The organism is Bacillus sp. TH30, assembly GCF_016650875.1.
Lineage (GTDB): Bacteria > Bacillota > Bacilli > Bacillales > Bacillaceae_G > Bacillus_A > Bacillus_A mycoides.
Map to the genome: position 1 here is coordinate 3712130 of NZ_JAEKEY010000002.1, position 18720 is coordinate 3730849.

The window sequence follows — 18720 nt, forward strand, 5'->3', positions numbered from 1 at the left end:
GATGTTAGAGCTAAAAAACGTTTGTAAAAGTTATCAAGATTTTGCAGTGAAAAATGTAAGTTTTACATTACCACGAGGATATATTATGGGATTTGTTGGACCAAATGGAGCCGGGAAAAGTACGACAATCAAAATGATTATGAATTTAATTAGAAAAGATAGCGGCGATATAAAAGTTTTTGGCAAGGACAATAAGAAAGCCGAAAAGGAAATAAAACAAAATATCGGTTTTGTATATGATGAAAATCATTATTACGAAGATTTAACGTGTGAACAAATGAAGCGTATTATTGCACCGTTATATAAAAAGTGGGACGAAAAGCAGTATCAATCGTATATGCAGAGATTACAAGTTCCAACGTATAAAAAGATTAAAGAGTTATCCAAAGGGATGAAAATGAAATTTGCGATTGCAATCGCACTTTCACACCATGCGGAATTCATTATTATGGATGAACCAACAGCAGGGTTAGATCCAGTTGTTCGAAGTGAATTGCTTGATATGCTGCAAGAAATTGTGATGGAGGATGAAGTATCTGTCTTATTTTCCACACACATTACTACAGACTTAGAACGCATCGCGGATTACATTACGTTCATCAATGATGGAGAAATTATATTTACTGGTGAGAAAGATGAATTAATGGAGAACTACGTAATCGTAAAGGGAAGCAATGATTTATTAGATCGAGAAGGAAAAGAACTATTTGTTGGATTACGAAAAAATAAGTTTGGTTTCGAAGGTTTAGCGAAGGATAAACAAGCAATTGTAGACTGGTTTGGAAATGAGGTTGTACTAGAAAAGCCTACATTAGATGACATCATCGTATACACTGCGAAAGGGAGAGGTGCCTATGCGTCAGCTCATCTATAAAGATTTGTTCTTTTTTCGGATAACTTGGTTAGTGAATCTTGTTGTACCCCTTGTGTTATTTATGTTAGAGCCAAGTGGTGAATTGTTATTTTCGATGAGTTGTCTATTTATAACCCTTTCCTCTGTTATGACGTTAATCGTTATGGATGAAAGGAATAAAAGTGACATTATTATAAATAGTTTACCAGTAAGTCGAAAGGAAATCATTATTGCTAGATATATTTCCTGTGCAATATATATTGTAAGTGGCGTGCTCTCTACTATGTTAGTTGTTTTTCTTATAAGAGGCATTGTGGTCATTGGTGATATCGGTGCATATCATCCTAATCTATACATTGAAATTCCGTGGTATGAAGTAATAAATGGAGTTGTTTACGCCGTATTTTTGGTTGTCACGTTTTTCCCTAGTTATTATGGTACAAAATCGAAGGTAGTAAGAAGTATAGTATCAGCAGCATCAATAGGAGTGGGGGGAATCCTTTGGATATTTATTAGTGATGGGCTAAATGAAACAGCACCTTCATTCATTGAGTGGATTATGAATCCAATGCATATTGGTGTATTTATACTTGGAGGAATTATATTAGCTAGTGTTTATATCATTTCTATGTTTCTTACAATTAAAATTTATGAAACGCGTGATTTATAGAGAGGGGAATTCATATGCAACAGTTGATTTTGAAGGAGTTTTTCTTACAGAAGAAGATGTTTCCTTTCTATTTTTTAATACCTATTTTATCTGTTTTTAGAAATTCCGTAGAACCGATGGGGATTGCAATAGGATTATTTATAACATGTAGTATGATTATATATATTTCTTTTTATTATGACGAGAAAAGTAAAGCAGAAAAAGTATTAGTGAGCTTGCCTATAATGAGAAAAGAGATAGTTATAGCTAAATATATTTCAAGCACATTATTTATTATAGTCGGTTTGAGTATAACTTCTATAGTCGTAATATTAGGAAATATTTTGTTGAACAGAGATATAGTTATGCCTGGATATGCAGTGTTTTCAGCAATAGTAGCAACTTTAATTTATTGTGTAGTAACGATACCTGCTAATTACATTGGGGGATATAAAGCTATTACTGTCTTGAATGTGATTATGCTATTTCCTTTAATGGGTATGATTGGTCTTATGTGCAATATTTTTGGTGATAAAACAATTATGTTAAAAGTACTCCACTCTCAAGAGGCTACACTAGCAATGGGTGTTCTTGGTATCGGAGTGTTAGTAAGTATAGTCATATCAATGTTTCTCTCAATGAAAATGTTTCAGGAGGCAGAGTTATAGAAGGGACATTTTCATATTAGGAGGGTAAAACATGATCAAGCAATTAGTCTTAAAAGATATAGTGTTGCAAAGAAAGTTAGGGTTTGTTTATCTTATATGTTTGTTTTTCCTTGCTATTGTTGATTTTCGTAGTGATAGCTTCCTTATGACGATTAGCGTATCTATACCTTTTCTTGGCATGGTACTGTCAATGAGTTATGAGTGGAAAAATAAAAGTGAAATAATAGTAAATAGTTTACCGTTTGAGCGTAAAGATATTGTCATAGCCAAATACATATTTGTAAGTATTTTAGTTGCTTTAGGTGGGATTTTCTCACTTGTAGTTGGTTTAATCCAGTTACAAAATGAACATATAACTGTATTTATGCTATGGGGAGAGATTCTTGGCGGAATAACGGGAGGATTGGTTTATAGCATAATTGTACTCCCAATCGAATTTTCAGTAGGATATAGCAGTGCAAAACAAATTGCTCCGTTCGCCGGACTTGCGTTGGGGTATTTAAGTGGACTGATTGTAAGTAAAGTGTGGTTAGATATAGAGAATGCCTGGAGCACGAGTCTAGTCGTAAATGTTTGTTTTATAGCTGGGCTGCTTCTTTTATATATCATGTCTATGTTATTCTCAATTAATTTGTATAGTGAGCGTGATTTGTAAGAGAGAGGAGAATAGTGTTGAAACAACTAATTTTAAAAGATTTCATCATTCAATGGAAATTTTTAATTTGGTACATATTGTATCCTGTTTTCTTTTATATGGCTTTAACAGATACGGAAAATCTGTTCATAATTATGTCAGTAATTATTACAATTGGGGCAACAGTAAAAACATTTGAAGCAGATAGTAAAAATGAGAGTGAAGTTATAGTAAGTAGTTTGCCAATATTCAGGAAACAAATTGTGTATGCGAAATATATAGTAGCAATTATTATTCTTTTTATAAGCGTAACGGTCGGTTGTTTCACGATGGGAATGAAGAATGGGGTTAACCTATTTGAATTTATTGAAACGACAATGGTTGCTAGTATTAGCTTTATTTTAGTGTATTTAAGCTTTGTTTTACCGATATCGTTTTGGCTAGGGTATAAAAAAACTATTTTTATTACGATAGTAATATTCATGGCGCCGATTGTTATTTTAGAAACTTTGTTTCAAATCAACCTGGAACAAATTCAACTATACAACTGCGTGTTATTCGTTAGTTCAATTTGCATGTTCATAGTATCTATCTTCGTTTCAGTGAAATTGTATGAGAAGAGAGAATTTTAAAAGGTGCCTCGTAAAAGGCACCTTCTTCAATAACGGCAATACGAGAGCAAAAGTTTATAAACAGAAAGGCTATTAGGCACATCTTTCGGAGTATGTAATATAAAGCTGAAAACGATAACGAAAATGAGAAAGAGGAAAAATAAAAATAGGATCTGCTTATGTATAGAATTTTGCATATAACCCACTCCTTTTTTAGGTAGTATGTCCAAAAGAAAGAAGGATATGAAAAATTTTAGGAGGGAGAATGATGAACAAAAGAAAGTGGTTATATAGAATTGGGGTACTTTTATTTTCAATTGGTCTCATAATAGCAAATTTTTACTCGGATATACCACCGCCATTTCCTAATTTGCATAAAGGGATTGGTATAAGTATTGTCATAGCTGGTCTGCTTTGTCTGATCGCATCAAATTTCTATAGAAAATCAGAATGAATATAAAGTGAAACTTTAATCAGTGGGGGTCTTACTGCCCGCGAATAGCGGGATAAAAAAGGACAGTTACTTCTTTTCAGAAGAACTGTCCTTTTTAAATAACTCGTTCCATAGCTTGGCGATACTCCATATAATCACGATTGTAATGGAGGCAATAATTGACCAAGCGATAGATGCAATTTCAAGTGCCATGTTAGGAAGGAATGTAAGAATGGATAATACTTTATGAAACAGCCATTCTATTATATGAAAACTTATTTGTAATAGAATGACGATCCCAAGTGTGATCCATGTTAAGATTTGTTTTCCTTTTTCTTTCCACATGACATTCACCTCACGTTAGCCTAATAATTTTAAGCCAACAGCACCGCATAGAATGCAGCTTAAGAAGGCAAGGCGACGCCAATCCGCTGACTCGCGGAAAATAAGAATACCGAGAAGTGCACTTCCGGCAGTTCCGATTCCAGTCCAAATTGCGTAAGCAGTTCCCATCGGTAATGTGTTCATTGCAAGAGATAAGAAGAAGAAGCTTACGCCAAAGTTAGCGATTAAAATAACTTTTGGTGCCCAGCCTTTCTTTTCAGTGGCTACTTTCATAAAGAGTACACCAACAATTTCACAAATACCAGCTAGAATTAAAAATACCCAAGCCATTTTATGCGGCCTCCTTCGCTTCTTTTTCTTCTGTTACTCGTTTTAAACCAATTACTCCGAAGAAGATTAAACCGATTAATAAAACTTTTACGATAGAGAAAGGTTCTCCGAAGATGAAAATCTCTGTAAGAACGATTCCACCAGCTCCAATTCCTGTAAAGACTGCGTATACAGTGCCGACAGGTAAATCTTTATATGCTCTAAATAATAAGACGAAACTAATTGTAATTAATAGAGCAACACCAGCCCACTCAAGTGGTGCCTCCGCTTTTTTTAGTCCAATCACCCAAAAAATTTCAATAATACCAGCTATGATTACATAAATCCATGCCATATGTCATTTCTCCTTCCTACCAGTCGTTAGGTAAAGGGCTTAAAAACGACGCATTGCAAAGGAGCAATCCGTCAGTTTGAAAGTCCGCGCCAAAATACTTTCCAAGAAGCTTCTAAACGTGTCTCAAAACGATTTAAACCTGCGTATAGTAGTTCAACCATAAGGCCGTCAAGTAAGCATAAAAAAGCCTCCAAAGCGTCTTTTACTTCAATGTTATGCAGTTCATCTTGTTCGCTTGCTCTTTTAAACACAGGGAATAAAAGTTTTCCGACATTTTCAATGTGTACATTCGCTTTATCAATAATTTGTTCGCGAAATGCATCCGGCGGAAAATAAGAAGTTCGTAACCAAAACATTGATTCTTCACTTTCACCAAATCGTTTTGCATAGCCTTTTAACAAATTTAAGAGCAATTCTTCAGTAGACGAATTTGAAAATTTTTCGATATCGTCTGTGAAGCTTTGCAAATCTTTTTGAAGAGCGGATTCTAAGCATGTAAAATATAGCTCTTCTTTTCCTTTAAAGTGTGCGTAAATCGATGGTTTTTTAATCCCAACTTCTTGAGCAATATTTGCTAATGAAGTTCCTTCATAGCCGTAGCGTGCGAAATGAGAAAGTGCTACAGCTTTAATGCGGTTTGCTGTCATTTCCATCCCCTACCTACCGTTCGTTAGGTTAATTATATGAGATGAAAAATATAAAGTCAATAGGTGAAGGGATAAAAAAGAGCGCTATAGTTAACGCTCTTTTTTAGACTGTTTCTCGCTCAATTAAATGGAATGAAAGTTCTTCTGTACTGCCGATAATTTGCTCGCTTTGAATTTGTTTATAGAATAAAGAAAAAGCATGTGAGCCCATTGTGAGACCGGGATGTTCAATAGTTGTAATTTCTAATGCTTTTGAAATTTCATGGTTATCAAATCCCAGGATAGCGAGGTCTTCAGGTATGCGAATGCCATGTTTTTTTGCCTCTGTTAATAAACCAGCAGCAACTTGATCGTTCGCTGTAACAATAGCGGTTGGGCGATTTTTCATATTTAAAATGCGATGGAGTACTTGTGCCCCGTCCTGCATCGTATAACATTGATGAAAAACCCAATCAGGGTGCACTGTTTTTCCTTCTTGACGAAGAGTATCGGCGAAAGCTTTTTCACGCTCGATTGAATTAGCACTTGTTTTTCTTGCTAAACAAATGCCGATTTTTTCATGACCTTTACTGAGTAAATAGGAAGTACCAAGGCGGAATCCTTCGTAATGATCTACATAGACAGATGAAATGAGGGGATGTTTCATTTTTTCACATGAAATAATAGGGGCAAATTTTGCGAACGGTTCAATTTGTTCCCATGAACTCGTGCGAGAGCAAATAATCATCCCGTCAAATTGCTTCATTTTCATCATTTCAAGAACGCGAATTTCTTCAATACTATCGTAATTCGTTTGGCATAAATTAATATGATATCCAGCTGCTAACGCTTCGTTTCCGATTCCTTCAATGATCGTGCTAAAGTACGGAAGATTAATAAAAGGTAGCATAACGCCAATTGTATATGTTTTACCCTTTATTAAATGGATAGCATTTATATTTTTTGCATAGTTCAATTCTTCAACTGCATCTAAAACACGCTTACGTTTTTCCTCTTTTACGTAAGGATGATTATTAAGGACACGAGAAACAGTTGATATAGATACACCAGCAGTTTTTGCAATTTGTTTTATATTGGCCATATGTATCACCTCTTTCCTTAATTATAAGGGGAAAATAATAAGAATGAAAAAAATCTTGACCTGAAAAGCTTTTCACAATCTATGTTATAAGCATGACTTCTGTTGTTCGCGTAACCTTTTTATTTGGGCGTAAGAATAGTGGGGTCTTTTTTGTATGTCTGCAAAGAATTTTTGTCAGAATGTGTGAGAATAACGTGGAAAGTTTTCGGAGGAGGCGTTTGATAACGAAGCGAATAGTAGAGAGTATAAACGCTTCACTCGTTAAGAGAGCGGTATGAAAGGGCGGAAACAAATTGAAAAAAGGAATCATTTGTTTCGTGTTTTCTAGTGTAATACTTAGCTCATGTTCATTTCAGCAAACGATGCAAGAAGAAAAAACATTTGTAGGAACAACAGGAGGGGCTAAGGACCGTGTTACTGATCCGATTCCGCTAAAGGAACTTCCAAAATATTTTCCGGCGAAGTTTAAAGTTCCAACGTTTTTACCTTATGACATTACGAGTGATGTGCAGGGAGAGGTAAGAACGATGGGAAAGAAGAATGCTGTCTTAACGATTAAATATAAGCAACAAGAGAAAGGAAGGCACGATTATATAGAATTAACAGTGGCCAACTTTTCTTACAGTTTTCCATACCTCGTAGAAGAAAATCGATTTCAAGAACAAATGAAATTGAATAATGGAGCACCTGCTTATTTTAAAAATAAGGATGATTACGAGCGAGGGGACGAATTTGCTACGCTTATATGGAAAGAGAAGGGGATTGAATATCAGCTATTATATCGTAATGTAGATGAGAAAGCTGAAGATGTGATTAAACAAAATCTGCTGTACATTGCGAACAATATGGAATGAAAAAACTAGCTGCACTGTGCAGCTAGTTTTTTGTATATTATTTCTTTTTAATTTTTCCTGACCAAGATTTAAATCCACCTTTTAATTGGTAGAAATCTGTGTAGCCTTGTTTTTTTAAGTATTGAGCTGCACGACCTGTACGGAATCCGCTTTGGCAATATAAATAAACCGGTTGATCTTGGCGAAGTTCTTTGTGGCGAAGGCGAATTTGTGATAATGGAATGTTACGCGCACCTAAAATATGTCCCGCGTTAAATTCATCCGCTTCGCGAATATCGATAAGCTGTGCTTTACGGTAGCCAGCGCGAAATTCATCTTCTGAAAGTGTTTTAATTAATTTTTTCTGATAGAAATACATCCATACAGTGTAGCCGATGAATGCTGCAATTGCGGCTAGTATAATAATCAAGTTTGTTGACACGATTCTATCGCTCCCTTTTTTCTTATCCTACTTTCAATATTATAATGCCCATATGTATTTATGCAACAGATTCATTTGTATATAAGAAGAAATTTCGTATTCTTTCACAAATTTTGTCGAATTTGGTAGACTAGAGAATGTGAAAAATAATTGGTTATATGAGGTGCAGGATGGGAAAAGAAAAATGGTGTTATATTAACTCTGGTCAATGTTCACCAGCATTTAATATGGCGTTAGATGAATGTTTATTAAATTGGCAAAGTGCAAAGAAAATGTCACCAACAATTCGTTTTTATGAATGGGAAGTACCAACATTAACAGTCGGGTATTTCCAGCGTGTTGAAAAAGATATAAATATGGATGTAGTTAACGAAAAGAAATATGGATTCGTTCGTCGTCAAACAGGCGGCAGGGGTGTACTACATGACAAAGAATTAACGTACAGTGTTATTGTGTCTGAAGATCATCCGAATATGCCAAAAACAGTTACAGAAGCATACCGAATTATTTCGCAAGGCTTATTGGACGGTTTTAAGGCATTAGGATTAGAAGCGTATTATGCAGTTCCGAAAACAGAAGCGGATCGTGAGAATTTAAAAAATCCGCGTTCAGGAGTATGTTTTGATGCACCATCTTGGTATGAGATTGTAGTTGAAGGAAGAAAAATCGCGGGTAGTGCCCAAACACGTCAAAAAGGTGTTATCTTACAACACGGTTCTATTCCGTTAGAAATAGATTTAGATGAGTTATACGACCTATTTTTATTCCCAAATGAGCGAGTAAAAGAGCGTATGAAAAACATGTTTTCTTCTAAAGCGGTAGCGATTAATGAATTAACAGACCGCACATTTACGATTGAACAGTTAATTAAAGCGTTTGAAACTGGATTTGAAAAAGGTTTAGATATAGAGCTTGTGCCGTATGAACTAACAGAAGAACAGCTTCATGAAGTTCAAACTTTAGCAAAAGAGAAGTATGAAAGTAATGAATGGAATTATAAAAAATAAGGAGATGGCGACCGCCATCTCCTTATTTTTATAGTAAATTAAGTACTTTTTCTACTTTGATTCCTTTATCTTGTAAAGAACGAAGGCGATTTACAACGTCCATAATTTCTTTGTCGAATGTAACGCTAATACCTTGGCTTTGTAGCTCTTTTTTTAATCCTTCAATAGAATCATCTATGTCGATGCCAAGCTCGTAATCTTGACAAACTTCAATTGTCTTTTTCACAAGTTTAACATAATTTTCTTGTAGTTTTGTATTTGTTTCAGTCAAAGCAGGTTGCTTCGGTTTTACAGGAGTAACCGGTGCTGTCTCTTGCTTTGTAACTGGAGTAGGTACTGCTTTTTTCACAGGTGCTGGAGTAGATAGTTCTATAGCTGCTTCAACACTTACTGACTTCGGCGCTGGTACCGGAGTAGGTTTAGGTGCAGCAGGTGTTTCTACTCGCGTAATAGGCTTTGGAGCAGGTGTAACTGCTTTTGGAGCTTCTACAACTACTTCTTTTTTCGGAGTAGCTTCTACAACTGTTTCTTCTTGCTCAGCAGCTTCTTTATTTTCTTTGCTCCACATAACGCGTTCAACTTCTAGAGAAACATTGTTTTTGTTCATCGCTGTTAATGTAACTTTACCAACCTCAGCGTTCCCAGTGAAATCAACAATTTTATAAATAACACTCTTGTTCCAATCCACGTTTCCGCTCAAAAATAATTCTTCGTTACATTTTGGCGTTAAGCCCTCGATTTTAATTTCTGCGTTTACACCGTTTTCACTATATACCATAATTAGCGAAGCATTTACATCTTCGTCTGCTAACATTAGTTCACGTACCATTTTGCCGGTGCGTACTTGCGTTTTCTTCTTAACTGACATCAAATTTCTCCTCTCAAAAATTCAATAATAATAAAAAAATCGTATAACGAAAAATAATTGCTCACGAAGATTTATGATACCGATAATAAAAGCATCACGTCAACAATTAACTTTAATTATTTTGCATTTTTCTTATTTTCTTTATGAAATTTTTCAATTTGTAAAATTATACAGAAGAAAAACAGCCGTTTGAAGGGCTGCTAAAAATTTGATTTTTTGTATAGTAATTTATATAAAATAAAAAATAGGATAGCGATTAAGGCGTTTTGCCAAAAGGTTAGATGATAAATGAGATAAGGTTGTTTTTTAAAATAGACATTTAAAAATACAGCTGAACAAAATGGAGTAGCAAATGCGAATCCAAATAGAATCCTTCTTTTCCAATTCATCTTTTGATTAAAGGAATAGCGCTTTAATAAATATAAAATGAAAAGTATACCTAGTATAATAAGTGAAACGAACAAAGTGGTTCCAGGGATGCTAAAAGCTGGGCTTAATTGTTCGATATTCTTCCCAAAGATTAAAATGAAAGTCGAAACAAGTGCATCTATTCCAAACTGTATAGCAAGAAGTAAGCTAATAACAAAACCGATTAAAGAAGTTTGTTCTAGCTTTGTTTGGGTTGGTAAAGCTGATATAAGTTCATCGCAGTAAGATCGTAAATCATTTCCGAAAATATCATAAGCATTTTTATTTTCTGCTTGTGCTTCGATGAGATGATCTAATATTTCTAATAAAAGTTCTTCTAATTTTTGTTCGGGTACGTTAGATAACCGAAGATATACTAGCATATCACCGTAAGCAGCTTCGTTTTCAGGTGTTAGAAGTTCGCGTTTTTTATTGTTCAATTCAACCATGTCTTTCGCCTTCATCCCTATCACTCCCCTTGTAATAAGTTATTTACCGTCGTTGAAACCATTCCCCAACTTTTTTTAAATTCTTCAAGCTGTTCTAATCCTTTATCGGTTACGTGATAATATTTTCGTTTTGGACCGAGTGAGGAAGCTTTTAATGTTCCTTCAATAAGTTTCTCTTTTTGCATGCGTAACAATAAAGGATAGATGCTTCCTTCACTTACGAATGTAAAGCCGTGTTTATTTAATTTTGTACTTAGTTCATATCCGTACACTTCTTCTTGTGAAATGATATATAGAATGCAACCTTCTAGTACACCTTTTAACATTTGGCTGTGCATGATTTCACCACCTTTTATCCAGGTAACTTGCCTTGCAAGGTAGCTGTTATCCGAATTATAACAGTCAGTAACTTGCAACGCAAGTTACTGAAGTGGAAAACTTTAATCTGTGTTAATTTTCATGTGCTTCCCATACTAACGAGAGGAGGGAAGCACATGAAACCATTTATGCCAAAACTCGTTTACTTTGAACCGAGGGCACTCGAATATCCGCTTGGAAAAGAGCTTTATGAGAAATTTACGAAGATGGGATTGGAAATTCGTGAAACGACATCACACAATCAAATTAGAAATTTTCCAGGCGAAAATGAATTGCAAAAGTATCGTAATGCAAAAGCAACACTTGTCGTTGGGGTGAGGAAGACGTTAAAGTTCGATACATCAAAACCGTCAGCTGAATATGCAATCCCGCTTGCAACAGGATGTATGGGGCATTGTCATTATTGTTATTTGCAAACGACACTTGGGAGCAAACCTTACGTAAGGGTGTATGTGAATCTAGATGAAATATTTGAGAAGGCAAAGCAATATATGGATGAAAGGGCCCCTGAAATAACAAGATTTGAAGCGGCGTGTACATCAGACATCGTTGGAATTGATCATTTGACACATGCATTAAAGCGGGCGATAGAGTTTATCGGAGAAAGTGAACATGGACGTTTACGTTTCGTTACGAAATATTCGCATGTTGATCATTTATTAGATGCAAAGCATAATGGGAAAACGCGTTTTCGATTTAGCATTAATTCACGTTATGTTATTAAAAACTTTGAACCAGGGACATCGCCATTTGAAGAGCGAATTGAGGCTGCTCGTAAAGTAGCGGGGGCTAATTATCCTCTTGGCTTTATTGTTGCGCCAATCTATATGCATGAAGGGTGGGAAGAAGGGTACCGTGAATTGTTTGAACGATTGTACAATGCGTTAAAAGACATGACGATACCAAATTTAACGTTCGAATTAATTCAACATCGTTTTACGAAACCAGCCAAAAAAGTCATTCAAGAACGTTATCCGAATACGAAACTTGAAATGGATGAAGAGAAGCGGAAATATAAATGGGGACGATACGGTATTGGGAAATATGTATATCAAAAGGATGATGTGGAAGTATTAGAAGAAACAATACGAGGTTATATATATGAGTATTTTCCCGATGCAGAAATTCAATATTTTACATAAGGGGAATCTAGATTCTTTTTTTGTTTTATATATTTAGGCTCGTTTCCACCTTGTCACGTTATTCTTTCTGGTGTATCATTTTATTGATTGCTTCGTACGGAATAAGCAAAATGAAATTGGATGGAGGAAACCGATGCCTACCCCTAGTATGGAAGATTATATTGAACAAATTTATTTGTTGATTGATGAAAAGGGTTATGCCCGTGTATCTGATATTGCTGAAGCGCTTAGTGTACATCCATCCTCTGTAACAAAAATGGTACAAAAATTAGACAAAGACGAATATCTAATTTATGAAAAATATAGAGGGCTTGTATTAACATCAAAAGGTAAAAAAATCGGAGAACGTCTCGTATATCGTCATGAATTGTTAGAACAGTTTATGCGCATTATCGGTGTGGATGAAAGCAAAATTTATAATGATGTAGAAGGAATTGAACATCATTTAAGTTGGGAATCAATTGACCGTATCGGTGATTTAGTACAATACTTTGAACAAGATGAAGTTCGAGTAGAAACACTTCGTGGTGTTCAAAAAGCAAATGAAGAGAAAAGTAATTAAGGGGAACGTGTGGCGTTTCCTTTTTTATTTCAATCGAAAAGGACGGGAGAATCATGAAAGCGATTATTTTTGATTTTGATGGATTAATTGTGGACACAGAAACAATATGGTTTCACTCTTTCAGAGATGCTGTTCGTGAATACGGCGGCGAGTTACCTTTAGAGGAATTTGCAAAATGTATTGGAACGACAGATGAAGTGCTTTATGCATATTTAAAAGAGCAATTAAAAGAAAAATTTAACGAGCATGCATTAAAGGGAAAAGTAACAACTTTACATAAAGAGAAAATGAAAATACCAAAAGCGCGTGACGGGGTAAAAGAATATTTAGAAGAAGCGAAAGAACTTGGATTGAAAATCGCATTAGCCTCTAGCTCATCTAGGGAGTGGGTCGTTCGTTTTTTAGAAGAGCTACAAATTAGAGATTATTTTGAAGTGATTAAAACGCGAGAAGATGTAGAGAAGGTAAAACCAGATCCAGCTCTTTATAAAGTTACGATAGGAGAATTAGGAATTGAACCATCAGAAGCTGTTGTGTTTGAAGATTCATTAAATGGATTGAAAGCAGCGGTGGCAGCAGGATTAAAATGTGTCGTCGTACCTAATGATGTGACAAGAAATTTACAATTTGAAAACCATCACCTTCGTATCGAAAGTATGAAAGATAAAAGTTTGAAAGAAGTACTTCAACATATAAAGTGAAACTTTAATCAGTCGGGGCTTTTCTCATCCCCACTGATTATTTGCCCATACTAATTGAGATAAAAAAGACCGTATTTCCTAAAAGGAAGCACGGTCTTTCTTTTTGTTTTTTTTACCTTCAATGACAGTTAAATGAGATTGTTTTCTTTTTCTTTTCAACGATGGAGAATTACCCTTTTTCCCCTTGTCATCAGAAGCATTTCGTTTCAAGAAAGAATTACTTAGGGGTGCTACATTTTGTTTCCCGTGTTTGCGGTTCGATTGTTTCGCTGCACGCTTATATGAGCTTTGCGAATTTGCAGAACCACTAGAGTTTGTAAACATTTTGTAGAGTAAGTAAAAGATACCGACGACAGCTAACATGATACCAATGTTTTTCAATACTTCCATTGGATTTGTAATAACAGATGAAACAAGGCCGAATATTGCCAATCCGATAATAAGCACAAATATAGCGAATGTAAACGAACGACCGTTCATAAGGGACACCTCCTAAAAACATATATTAAAATTAGTATATTAACGATGAGGAAAGGAGTTGAACACCATTTTTAAATAATTATTGTTTGTTTTCTAAACGTAATAATTCTTCAAACGATGCGATTGCAACTTCCGCTTGATCATCTGTTGGTTCTTTCGTTGTTAATAGTTGCAGCCATAATCCTGGATATCCAAGTACTCGTAAAACAGGGACATCTCGTAATCGATTGGTAAATTGTAATACTTCAAAAGAAATACCGAGAACAACTGGAATTAATAAAATTCGGTTTACTACCCTTGCCCAAAGCGGATCTGTAGGGACGAGGAAATAGACAAACATTCCAATAATGACTGTAAATATAATAAAGCTACTGCCACAGCGATAATGGAGGCGAGTTTGCTTTTGAACATTTTCTACAGTCAGTGGAAGATTATTCTCATAAGCATTGATTACTTTATGTTCCGCACCGTGGTACTGAAATACCCGCTTAATAAGTGGGGTTAAAGAAATGAAGTATATATAGCTCAATAATAGCATGAGCTTAATGACACTTTCGACAATGATTTGCCCTGTATGAGATGGGAAAATCGGTCTCGTTAATTCAGCTAAAAGTGCAGGAACTGCTGTGAAAATTACTTTACCGAATATGAACGATAAAACGCCAACTGCTGCAACTCCTAATACCATCGTTAATTTTGATTGTTCTTCTTTTTTATTTGCAAGTTGTTCATCTTCTTCTGGGTGGACATCAAATCGTTCTGAAGCAAAGTTTAAATGTTTCGCTCCATTCGCACTTGCATCCACAATAGCGGCAATACCTCGTAAAAATGGAATTTTCTTTAGTAGAGACAATGCTTTATTACGAACGCGTGGTAAACGATAAAATTCAATCGATTTATCTTTACGACGAACCGCTGTAACAGTATATTCTCTACCACCAAACATAACTCCTTCTATGACTGCCTGCCCGCCATATATTTGTTTTGACTCTTCTGCCATGTTAACACCAACCTGTATTTGTTTCTCTCTTATGTAGAAAAAGAGGCAATTGTCATACTTGGTTTTGTCATCTTGAAATAAGACAATCACCGAGTTTCCTTTATTTTATCGACAAATACAGGCAGATGACAAGGGAAAATGTTACGAGAGTCGGACATTTCTTATTCTTTTTATAGACAAATTTTGCAGGATTTAAACATGCCTCAAAATAGTTTCGGGCATACTAGTGAGCGGAGGTGTCAATGTGAATCAAGAACAATCAACAATAAGAAACTTTGTACAAATTGGTTTATTTGGTGGCTTATTTTGGGGAGGTATATGGTATTTCCTTCATATATTCTCATTTACAGAAGCTGGACCTAACTATTTACTTTTACCGTTTGCATTTGGAGATTGGAAAGAAGGGGTTTGGGGAAATGTACTAGGTATCGTTTGTATGGGACTTCTTTCAATTTTAGTGGCATTTCTCTATAAAGCCCTTTTTAAAAAGTTTGAAGGAGTATTCCCTGGCGTACTATACGGTTTGTTTTGGTGGGCATTATTATTTTTGGGGATGGGGCTAATGGCACCTGTTATTAAAAGTGCACTCCATTTACCGAAAGAAACAATTGTAACGACAATATGTATCTTTATATTATATGGTGTTTTTATTTCGTATTCTGTAGCATTCGAATCGAATAATACAAATAGAGGAGAAGGGGTCGAGAAGACAAACTATTCAAATAAGTGATTCCTATGTTAAAATGTCGTATAGACATTTTTTAATATTAAGGAGTTTTAAGAAAATGAAAAAGTTACTCCTCGTAAATGGTCCTAACCTAAATCGCCTTGGCGTTAGGGAAGTAAATGTATACGGAAAAGGAACGTTAGCGACGCTTGAAACAGATATGAAACACGAAGCAGAGAAAATGGGAGTGGAGTTAGAATGTTTCCAATCGAATCATGAAGGTGCTATTATCGATCGTCTTCATGAGGCTGAAGATATATATGAAGGGATCATTTTAAATCCTGGAGCATTTACGCATTATAGCTATGCGATTCGAGATGCAATTGCGAGCATTTCGATTCCTGTTATTGAAGTACATATTTCTAACATTCACCAGCGTGAATCGTTCCGTCACGAATCTGTGACGGCGGCTGTTTGTGCGGGACAAATTGTTGGATTTGGTTTTTATGGCTATAAGTTAGCGTTATTTGCATTAATGGAGAAATTGAGGGAGGCATAAAGTAATGGAAAAGATCGAGAGATTAAGAAGTGCGTTTGATGAGGCTGGTATTGACGGTATCGTATTAACGAATGAACATAGCCGTAGATATATGGCGAATTTCACAGGAACAGCTGGTGTTGTACTAATTTCAAAAGAGCGTGCTCTATTTATTACAGATTTCCGTTATGTAGAGCAAGCTAGTAAGCAAGCGGTTGGATACGAAATAGTGCAGCATGCAGGATTAATTCTTGATGAAGTTGCGAAACAAGTTAAAGAACTTGGAATTCAAAAGCTAGGATTTGAGCAAGATACTCTTACATATAGCTCTTACGTAACGCATAATGAAGCGATCGAAGCTGAATTCATCCCAACTTCTGGGCTTGTAGAAAAGTTACGCTTGATAAAGACTGATTCAGAGATTAAGATATTAAAGGAAGCTGCACAGATTGCAGATGCTGCCTTTGAGCATATTCTATCATTCATTCGCCCGGGAGTATCTGAAATTGAAGTGTCAAATGAACTTGAATTTTTCATGAGAAAACAAGGAGCAACATCTTCTTCGTTTGATATTATCGTTGCTTCAGGTCTTCGTTCGGCATTACCGCACGGCGTGGCATCTGAAAAAGTGATAGAAAAAGGAGATTTCGTTACATTAGACTTCGGCGCTTATTACAAAGGATATTGCTCTGATATTACTCGTACGATTGCAGTCGGTGAACCATCTGATAAATTAAAAGAAATTTATAATATCGTTTTAGAAGCACAACTACGTGGTGTGAACGGTATTAAAGCTGGTTTAACGGGTCGTGAGGCTGATGCATTAACGCGTGATTACATAACGGAAAAAGGATATGGTGAATACTTCGGACACTCTACTGGTCATGGAATCGGTCTTGAAATCCATGAAGCACCAGGTTTAGCGTTCCGTTCTGATACAGTACTTGAACCAGGTATGGCTGTAACAGTAGAACCAGGTATTTATATTCCAGGTGTTGGCGGGGTACGTATTGAAGATGATATCATTGTAACAAGTGAAGGTAATGAAGTAATAACGAAATCACCAAAAGAACTTATTATTTTGTAATACACAGGAGGATTTTTTTACATGATTTCAGTAAACGATTTTCGTACAGGTTTAACAATTTCAGTGGACAATGCCCTTTGGCAAGTAATGGATTTCCAACACGTAAAGCCAGGTAAAGGTGCTGCATTCGTTCGCTCTAAACTACGTAACCTTCGCACAGGATCTGTTCAAGAGAAAACATTCCGTGCAGGTGAAAAAGTAGAAAAAGCACACATCGAAAACCGTCGTATGCAATACTTATACGCGAGCGGTGAGTCTCACGTATTTATGGATAACGAAACTTATGAGCAAATCGAACTTGGCGAAAACCAAATCGAGCGCGAATTAAAATTCTTAAAAGAAAACATGGGAGTATCTATTATGACATACCAAGATGAAGTACTTGGTGTTGAACTTCCGAACACAGTTGAATTAGCAGTGTCAGAAACAGAGCCTGGTATTAAAGGTGACACAGCTTCTAACGTAACAAAACCAGCTAAATTAGAAACTGGTCTTGTTGTACAAGTACCAATCTTCATTAACGAAGGCGAAATGCTTATCATCAACACTGGTGAAGGTAAATACGTTTCTCGTGCATAGTAGAAAAGCACTCGTGATTATCACGAGTGCTTTTTTTATAGGAAGTAGGGAAGATAGTAAATTGCGGTTATAACAAAACTAACTGTGACGAGTGAAAGGGTACCCATAATATATGGAGTCAAAACAATTTGAAACGGGCGTATTTCACCAGTTTCAATACCGGTAAAAGTTTTATTCGTTACATGATCCATATTGTTATTTCTAAAGTTACTCATAATAATTAACCACGTAATTGCAAATATTGCTAGACTGCCAAGGAAAAAGCTCTCCATAAATGACCAGCCAACCATTTTTGAAAAAAGATAAATAATAGCTAATTCTACTACAATTGTTAAACTAATTTTCAATCCCTTCATATTTTCCCCCCTCATTTTGTACTTTCAACCAATTTGAAAATTTTTCGCATGATACAACATGCAGTACGCAAGGTGATTTTACTTCTTTTTCTAAAGCAGCATGTACGTCTAGAAATTGTTTTTCCACATGTAATGAAATGTAAGGTAGTTTCTCTTGTGCTTTTAAAGAGCGAATGTTAGTCGTTTTAGCACCGGCAAATACGTATGTAAGTTGCAAGTCTAAAAAAGCGATTTTAAAGATCTCTTTTTTAGCAGATTCGTTATATCCTCTTCCCCAATATTGATAGCCGAGCCAACTTCCAATATGTGAGTGCTTTTTTTCGTAATTAATATGTTTAAGTGTCGTGAGGCCAATTATTTCATTTTCCTCACTTACAATCACTCTTGATAAGGAGTGTTTTTTTCGTTCCTCTCCAATTGCAAAAAGAATGAACGCCTTTGTATCTTCCACTGATTCTACTTTTATCCCTAATGCATTTTTTACATGTGGATTGCTTGATAGCTCAAAAATCACATTTGCATATCGTAAATCGAGCGGTAATAAAGTAACTTGCTTCATCATCTATGCTCCTTTTCTATTAAATATACCATAAATTAATTGGAATATTCAGTTTTAAATCAAGTCGATAGAGAAAAAT

The 18720-nt window shown here is 35.5% G+C and carries 28 protein-coding genes; 15 read left to right on the plus strand and 13 right to left on the minus strand.

Features of this window, described 5'->3' with window-relative positions:
- Position 1: 1 nt before the first annotated feature.
- From JFU20_RS21320 to JFU20_RS21345, 6 genes are all read left to right on the plus strand, one after another.
- Positions 2–874: an ABC transporter ATP-binding protein gene (locus JFU20_RS21320; RefSeq protein WP_002015025.1), complete on the plus strand. Its 873-nt coding sequence runs from the start codon at positions 2–4 to the stop codon at positions 872–874.
- Positions 855–1523, plus strand: a complete 669-nt coding sequence (locus tag JFU20_RS21325) for an ABC-2 transporter permease (RefSeq protein ID WP_002165078.1) — start codon at positions 855–857, stop codon at positions 1521–1523. The genes JFU20_RS21320 and JFU20_RS21325 overlap by 20 nt, the downstream gene beginning before the upstream one ends.
- Positions 1524–1537: 14 nt before the next feature.
- Positions 1538–2170: an ABC-2 transporter permease gene (locus tag JFU20_RS21330; RefSeq protein ID WP_002165079.1), complete on the plus strand. Its 633-nt coding sequence runs from the start codon at positions 1538–1540 to the stop codon at positions 2168–2170.
- Between the two features lie 31 nt (positions 2171–2201).
- Complete coding sequence (locus JFU20_RS21335; protein ID WP_002165080.1) at positions 2202–2825, plus strand: ABC-2 transporter permease; 624 nt, start codon at positions 2202–2204, stop codon at positions 2823–2825.
- A gap of 14 nt (positions 2826–2839) precedes the next feature.
- A complete protein-coding gene (locus JFU20_RS21340) occupies positions 2840–3436 on the plus strand; it encodes an ABC-2 transporter permease (protein ID WP_002015031.1) in 597 nt (198 codons plus the stop codon).
- 247 nt (positions 3437–3683) lie between these two features.
- Entirely contained in the window at positions 3684–3869 is a 186-nt protein-coding gene (locus tag JFU20_RS21345; RefSeq protein WP_002143118.1) for a hypothetical protein, read from the plus strand.
- 66 nt (positions 3870–3935) lie between these two features.
- Here the strand turns inward: JFU20_RS21345 and JFU20_RS21350 are convergent, their stop codons facing one another.
- The 5 genes from JFU20_RS21350 to JFU20_RS21370 all read right to left on the minus strand — a co-directional run bounded on the left by JFU20_RS21350 (position 3936) and on the right by JFU20_RS21370 (position 6585).
- Entirely contained in the window at positions 3936–4193 is a 258-nt protein-coding gene (locus JFU20_RS21350; RefSeq protein WP_002015032.1) for a DUF3975 family protein, read from the minus strand.
- A 15-nt stretch (positions 4194–4208) separates the two neighbouring features.
- Positions 4209–4523: a DMT family transporter gene (locus JFU20_RS21355; protein WP_002015033.1), complete on the minus strand. Its 315-nt coding sequence runs from the start codon at positions 4521–4523 to the stop codon at positions 4209–4211.
- Position 4524: 1 nt separating this feature from the next.
- Complete coding sequence (locus tag JFU20_RS21360) at positions 4525–4857, minus strand: DMT family transporter (RefSeq protein ID WP_000312339.1); 333 nt, start codon at positions 4855–4857, stop codon at positions 4525–4527.
- A 71-nt stretch (positions 4858–4928) separates the two neighbouring features.
- Positions 4929–5510, minus strand: coding sequence for a TetR/AcrR family transcriptional regulator (locus tag JFU20_RS21365; protein WP_002015035.1), 582 nt, complete (start codon positions 5508–5510; stop codon positions 4929–4931).
- A 97-nt stretch (positions 5511–5607) separates the two neighbouring features.
- Positions 5608–6585, minus strand: coding sequence for a LacI family DNA-binding transcriptional regulator (locus JFU20_RS21370; RefSeq protein ID WP_201038881.1), 978 nt, complete (start codon positions 6583–6585; stop codon positions 5608–5610).
- A gap of 317 nt (positions 6586–6902) precedes the next feature.
- Here JFU20_RS21370 and JFU20_RS21375 point away from each other — a divergent pair, with 317 nt between their 5' ends.
- On the plus strand, positions 6903–7439 hold the full coding sequence (locus JFU20_RS21375; RefSeq protein WP_002165082.1) for a hypothetical protein: 537 nt from the start codon (positions 6903–6905) through the stop codon (positions 7437–7439).
- Between the two features lie 37 nt (positions 7440–7476).
- On the opposite strand, the gene JFU20_RS21380 is transcribed toward JFU20_RS21375, so the two are convergent.
- Positions 7477–7860 carry a rhodanese-like domain-containing protein gene (locus JFU20_RS21380; protein ID WP_002015038.1) on the minus strand — a complete coding sequence of 128 codons (384 nt, stop codon included), beginning with the start codon at positions 7858–7860 and terminating at the stop codon, positions 7477–7479.
- 170 nt (positions 7861–8030) lie between these two features.
- On the opposite strand from JFU20_RS21380, the gene JFU20_RS21385 reads away from it, so the two are divergent.
- Positions 8031–8867, plus strand: coding sequence for a lipoate--protein ligase family protein (locus JFU20_RS21385; protein ID WP_002015039.1), 837 nt, complete (start codon positions 8031–8033; stop codon positions 8865–8867).
- A 28-nt stretch (positions 8868–8895) separates the two neighbouring features.
- Here JFU20_RS21385 and JFU20_RS21390 read toward each other — a convergent pair whose 3' ends face one another.
- The 3 genes from JFU20_RS21390 to JFU20_RS21400 form a co-directional block, all read right to left on the minus strand.
- Positions 8896–9735 carry a hypothetical protein gene (locus tag JFU20_RS21390; protein ID WP_002015040.1) on the minus strand — a complete coding sequence of 280 codons (840 nt, stop codon included), beginning with the start codon at positions 9733–9735 and terminating at the stop codon, positions 8896–8898.
- A gap of 200 nt (positions 9736–9935) precedes the next feature.
- On the minus strand, positions 9936–10607 hold the full coding sequence (locus JFU20_RS21395; protein WP_002015041.1) for a DUF1129 family protein: 672 nt from the start codon (positions 10605–10607) through the stop codon (positions 9936–9938).
- A gap of 5 nt (positions 10608–10612) precedes the next feature.
- Positions 10613–10930, minus strand: coding sequence for a PadR family transcriptional regulator (locus JFU20_RS21400; RefSeq protein ID WP_000556081.1), 318 nt, complete (start codon positions 10928–10930; stop codon positions 10613–10615).
- 156 nt (positions 10931–11086) lie between these two features.
- On the opposite strand from JFU20_RS21400, the gene splB reads away from it, so the two are divergent.
- The 3 genes from splB to JFU20_RS21415 all read left to right on the plus strand — a co-directional run bounded on the left by splB (position 11087) and on the right by JFU20_RS21415 (position 13375).
- Positions 11087–12112: a spore photoproduct lyase gene (gene splB, locus JFU20_RS21405; RefSeq protein WP_002015042.1), complete on the plus strand. Its 1026-nt coding sequence runs from the start codon at positions 11087–11089 to the stop codon at positions 12110–12112.
- A gap of 133 nt (positions 12113–12245) precedes the next feature.
- Positions 12246–12674: a transcriptional regulator MntR gene (gene mntR, locus JFU20_RS21410; RefSeq protein WP_001143080.1), complete on the plus strand. Its 429-nt coding sequence runs from the start codon at positions 12246–12248 to the stop codon at positions 12672–12674.
- A 53-nt stretch (positions 12675–12727) separates the two neighbouring features.
- Positions 12728–13375 (plus strand): HAD family hydrolase, encoded by a 648-nt coding sequence (locus JFU20_RS21415; RefSeq protein ID WP_201038882.1) that lies wholly within the window; start codon positions 12728–12730, stop codon positions 13373–13375.
- A gap of 78 nt (positions 13376–13453) precedes the next feature.
- On the opposite strand, the gene JFU20_RS21420 is transcribed toward JFU20_RS21415, so the two are convergent.
- Positions 13454–13855 carry an SA1362 family protein gene (locus JFU20_RS21420; RefSeq protein WP_002015046.1) on the minus strand — a complete coding sequence of 134 codons (402 nt, stop codon included), beginning with the start codon at positions 13853–13855 and terminating at the stop codon, positions 13454–13456.
- A gap of 79 nt (positions 13856–13934) precedes the next feature.
- A complete protein-coding gene (locus JFU20_RS21425) occupies positions 13935–14855 on the minus strand; it encodes a DUF1385 domain-containing protein (RefSeq protein ID WP_002015047.1) in 921 nt (306 codons plus the stop codon).
- Positions 14856–15099: 244 nt separating this feature from the next.
- Between JFU20_RS21425 and JFU20_RS21430 the strand changes: the two genes are divergently transcribed.
- The 4 genes from JFU20_RS21430 to efp are packed head-to-tail and all read left to right on the plus strand — an operon-like array spanning position 15100 to position 17726.
- Complete coding sequence (locus JFU20_RS21430) at positions 15100–15585, plus strand: YqhR family membrane protein (protein WP_002015048.1); 486 nt, start codon at positions 15100–15102, stop codon at positions 15583–15585.
- Between the two features lie 55 nt (positions 15586–15640).
- On the plus strand, positions 15641–16081 hold the full coding sequence (gene aroQ, locus JFU20_RS21435; RefSeq protein WP_002015049.1) for a type II 3-dehydroquinate dehydratase: 441 nt from the start codon (positions 15641–15643) through the stop codon (positions 16079–16081).
- A gap of 4 nt (positions 16082–16085) precedes the next feature.
- Positions 16086–17147 carry a Xaa-Pro dipeptidase gene (gene pepQ, locus JFU20_RS21440; protein ID WP_002015050.1) on the plus strand — a complete coding sequence of 354 codons (1062 nt, stop codon included), beginning with the start codon at positions 16086–16088 and terminating at the stop codon, positions 17145–17147.
- Positions 17148–17168: 21 nt separating this feature from the next.
- Positions 17169–17726: an elongation factor P gene (efp, locus tag JFU20_RS21445; RefSeq protein WP_002015051.1), complete on the plus strand. Its 558-nt coding sequence runs from the start codon at positions 17169–17171 to the stop codon at positions 17724–17726.
- Positions 17727–17761: 35 nt separating this feature from the next.
- On the opposite strand, the gene JFU20_RS21450 is transcribed toward efp, so the two are convergent.
- Together JFU20_RS21450 and JFU20_RS21455 are read right to left on the minus strand one after the other, a co-directional pair.
- Positions 17762–18082 (minus strand): hypothetical protein, encoded by a 321-nt coding sequence (locus JFU20_RS21450; protein ID WP_002015052.1) that lies wholly within the window; start codon positions 18080–18082, stop codon positions 17762–17764.
- The gene (locus JFU20_RS21455) at positions 18063–18644 is read right to left on the minus strand and encodes a GNAT family N-acetyltransferase (protein ID WP_002067098.1); all 582 of its coding nucleotides are present in this window, start codon (positions 18642–18644) and stop codon (positions 18063–18065) included. Before JFU20_RS21455 ends, JFU20_RS21450 begins: the two co-directional genes overlap by 20 nt.
- Between the last annotated feature and the right edge of the window lie 76 nt (positions 18645–18720).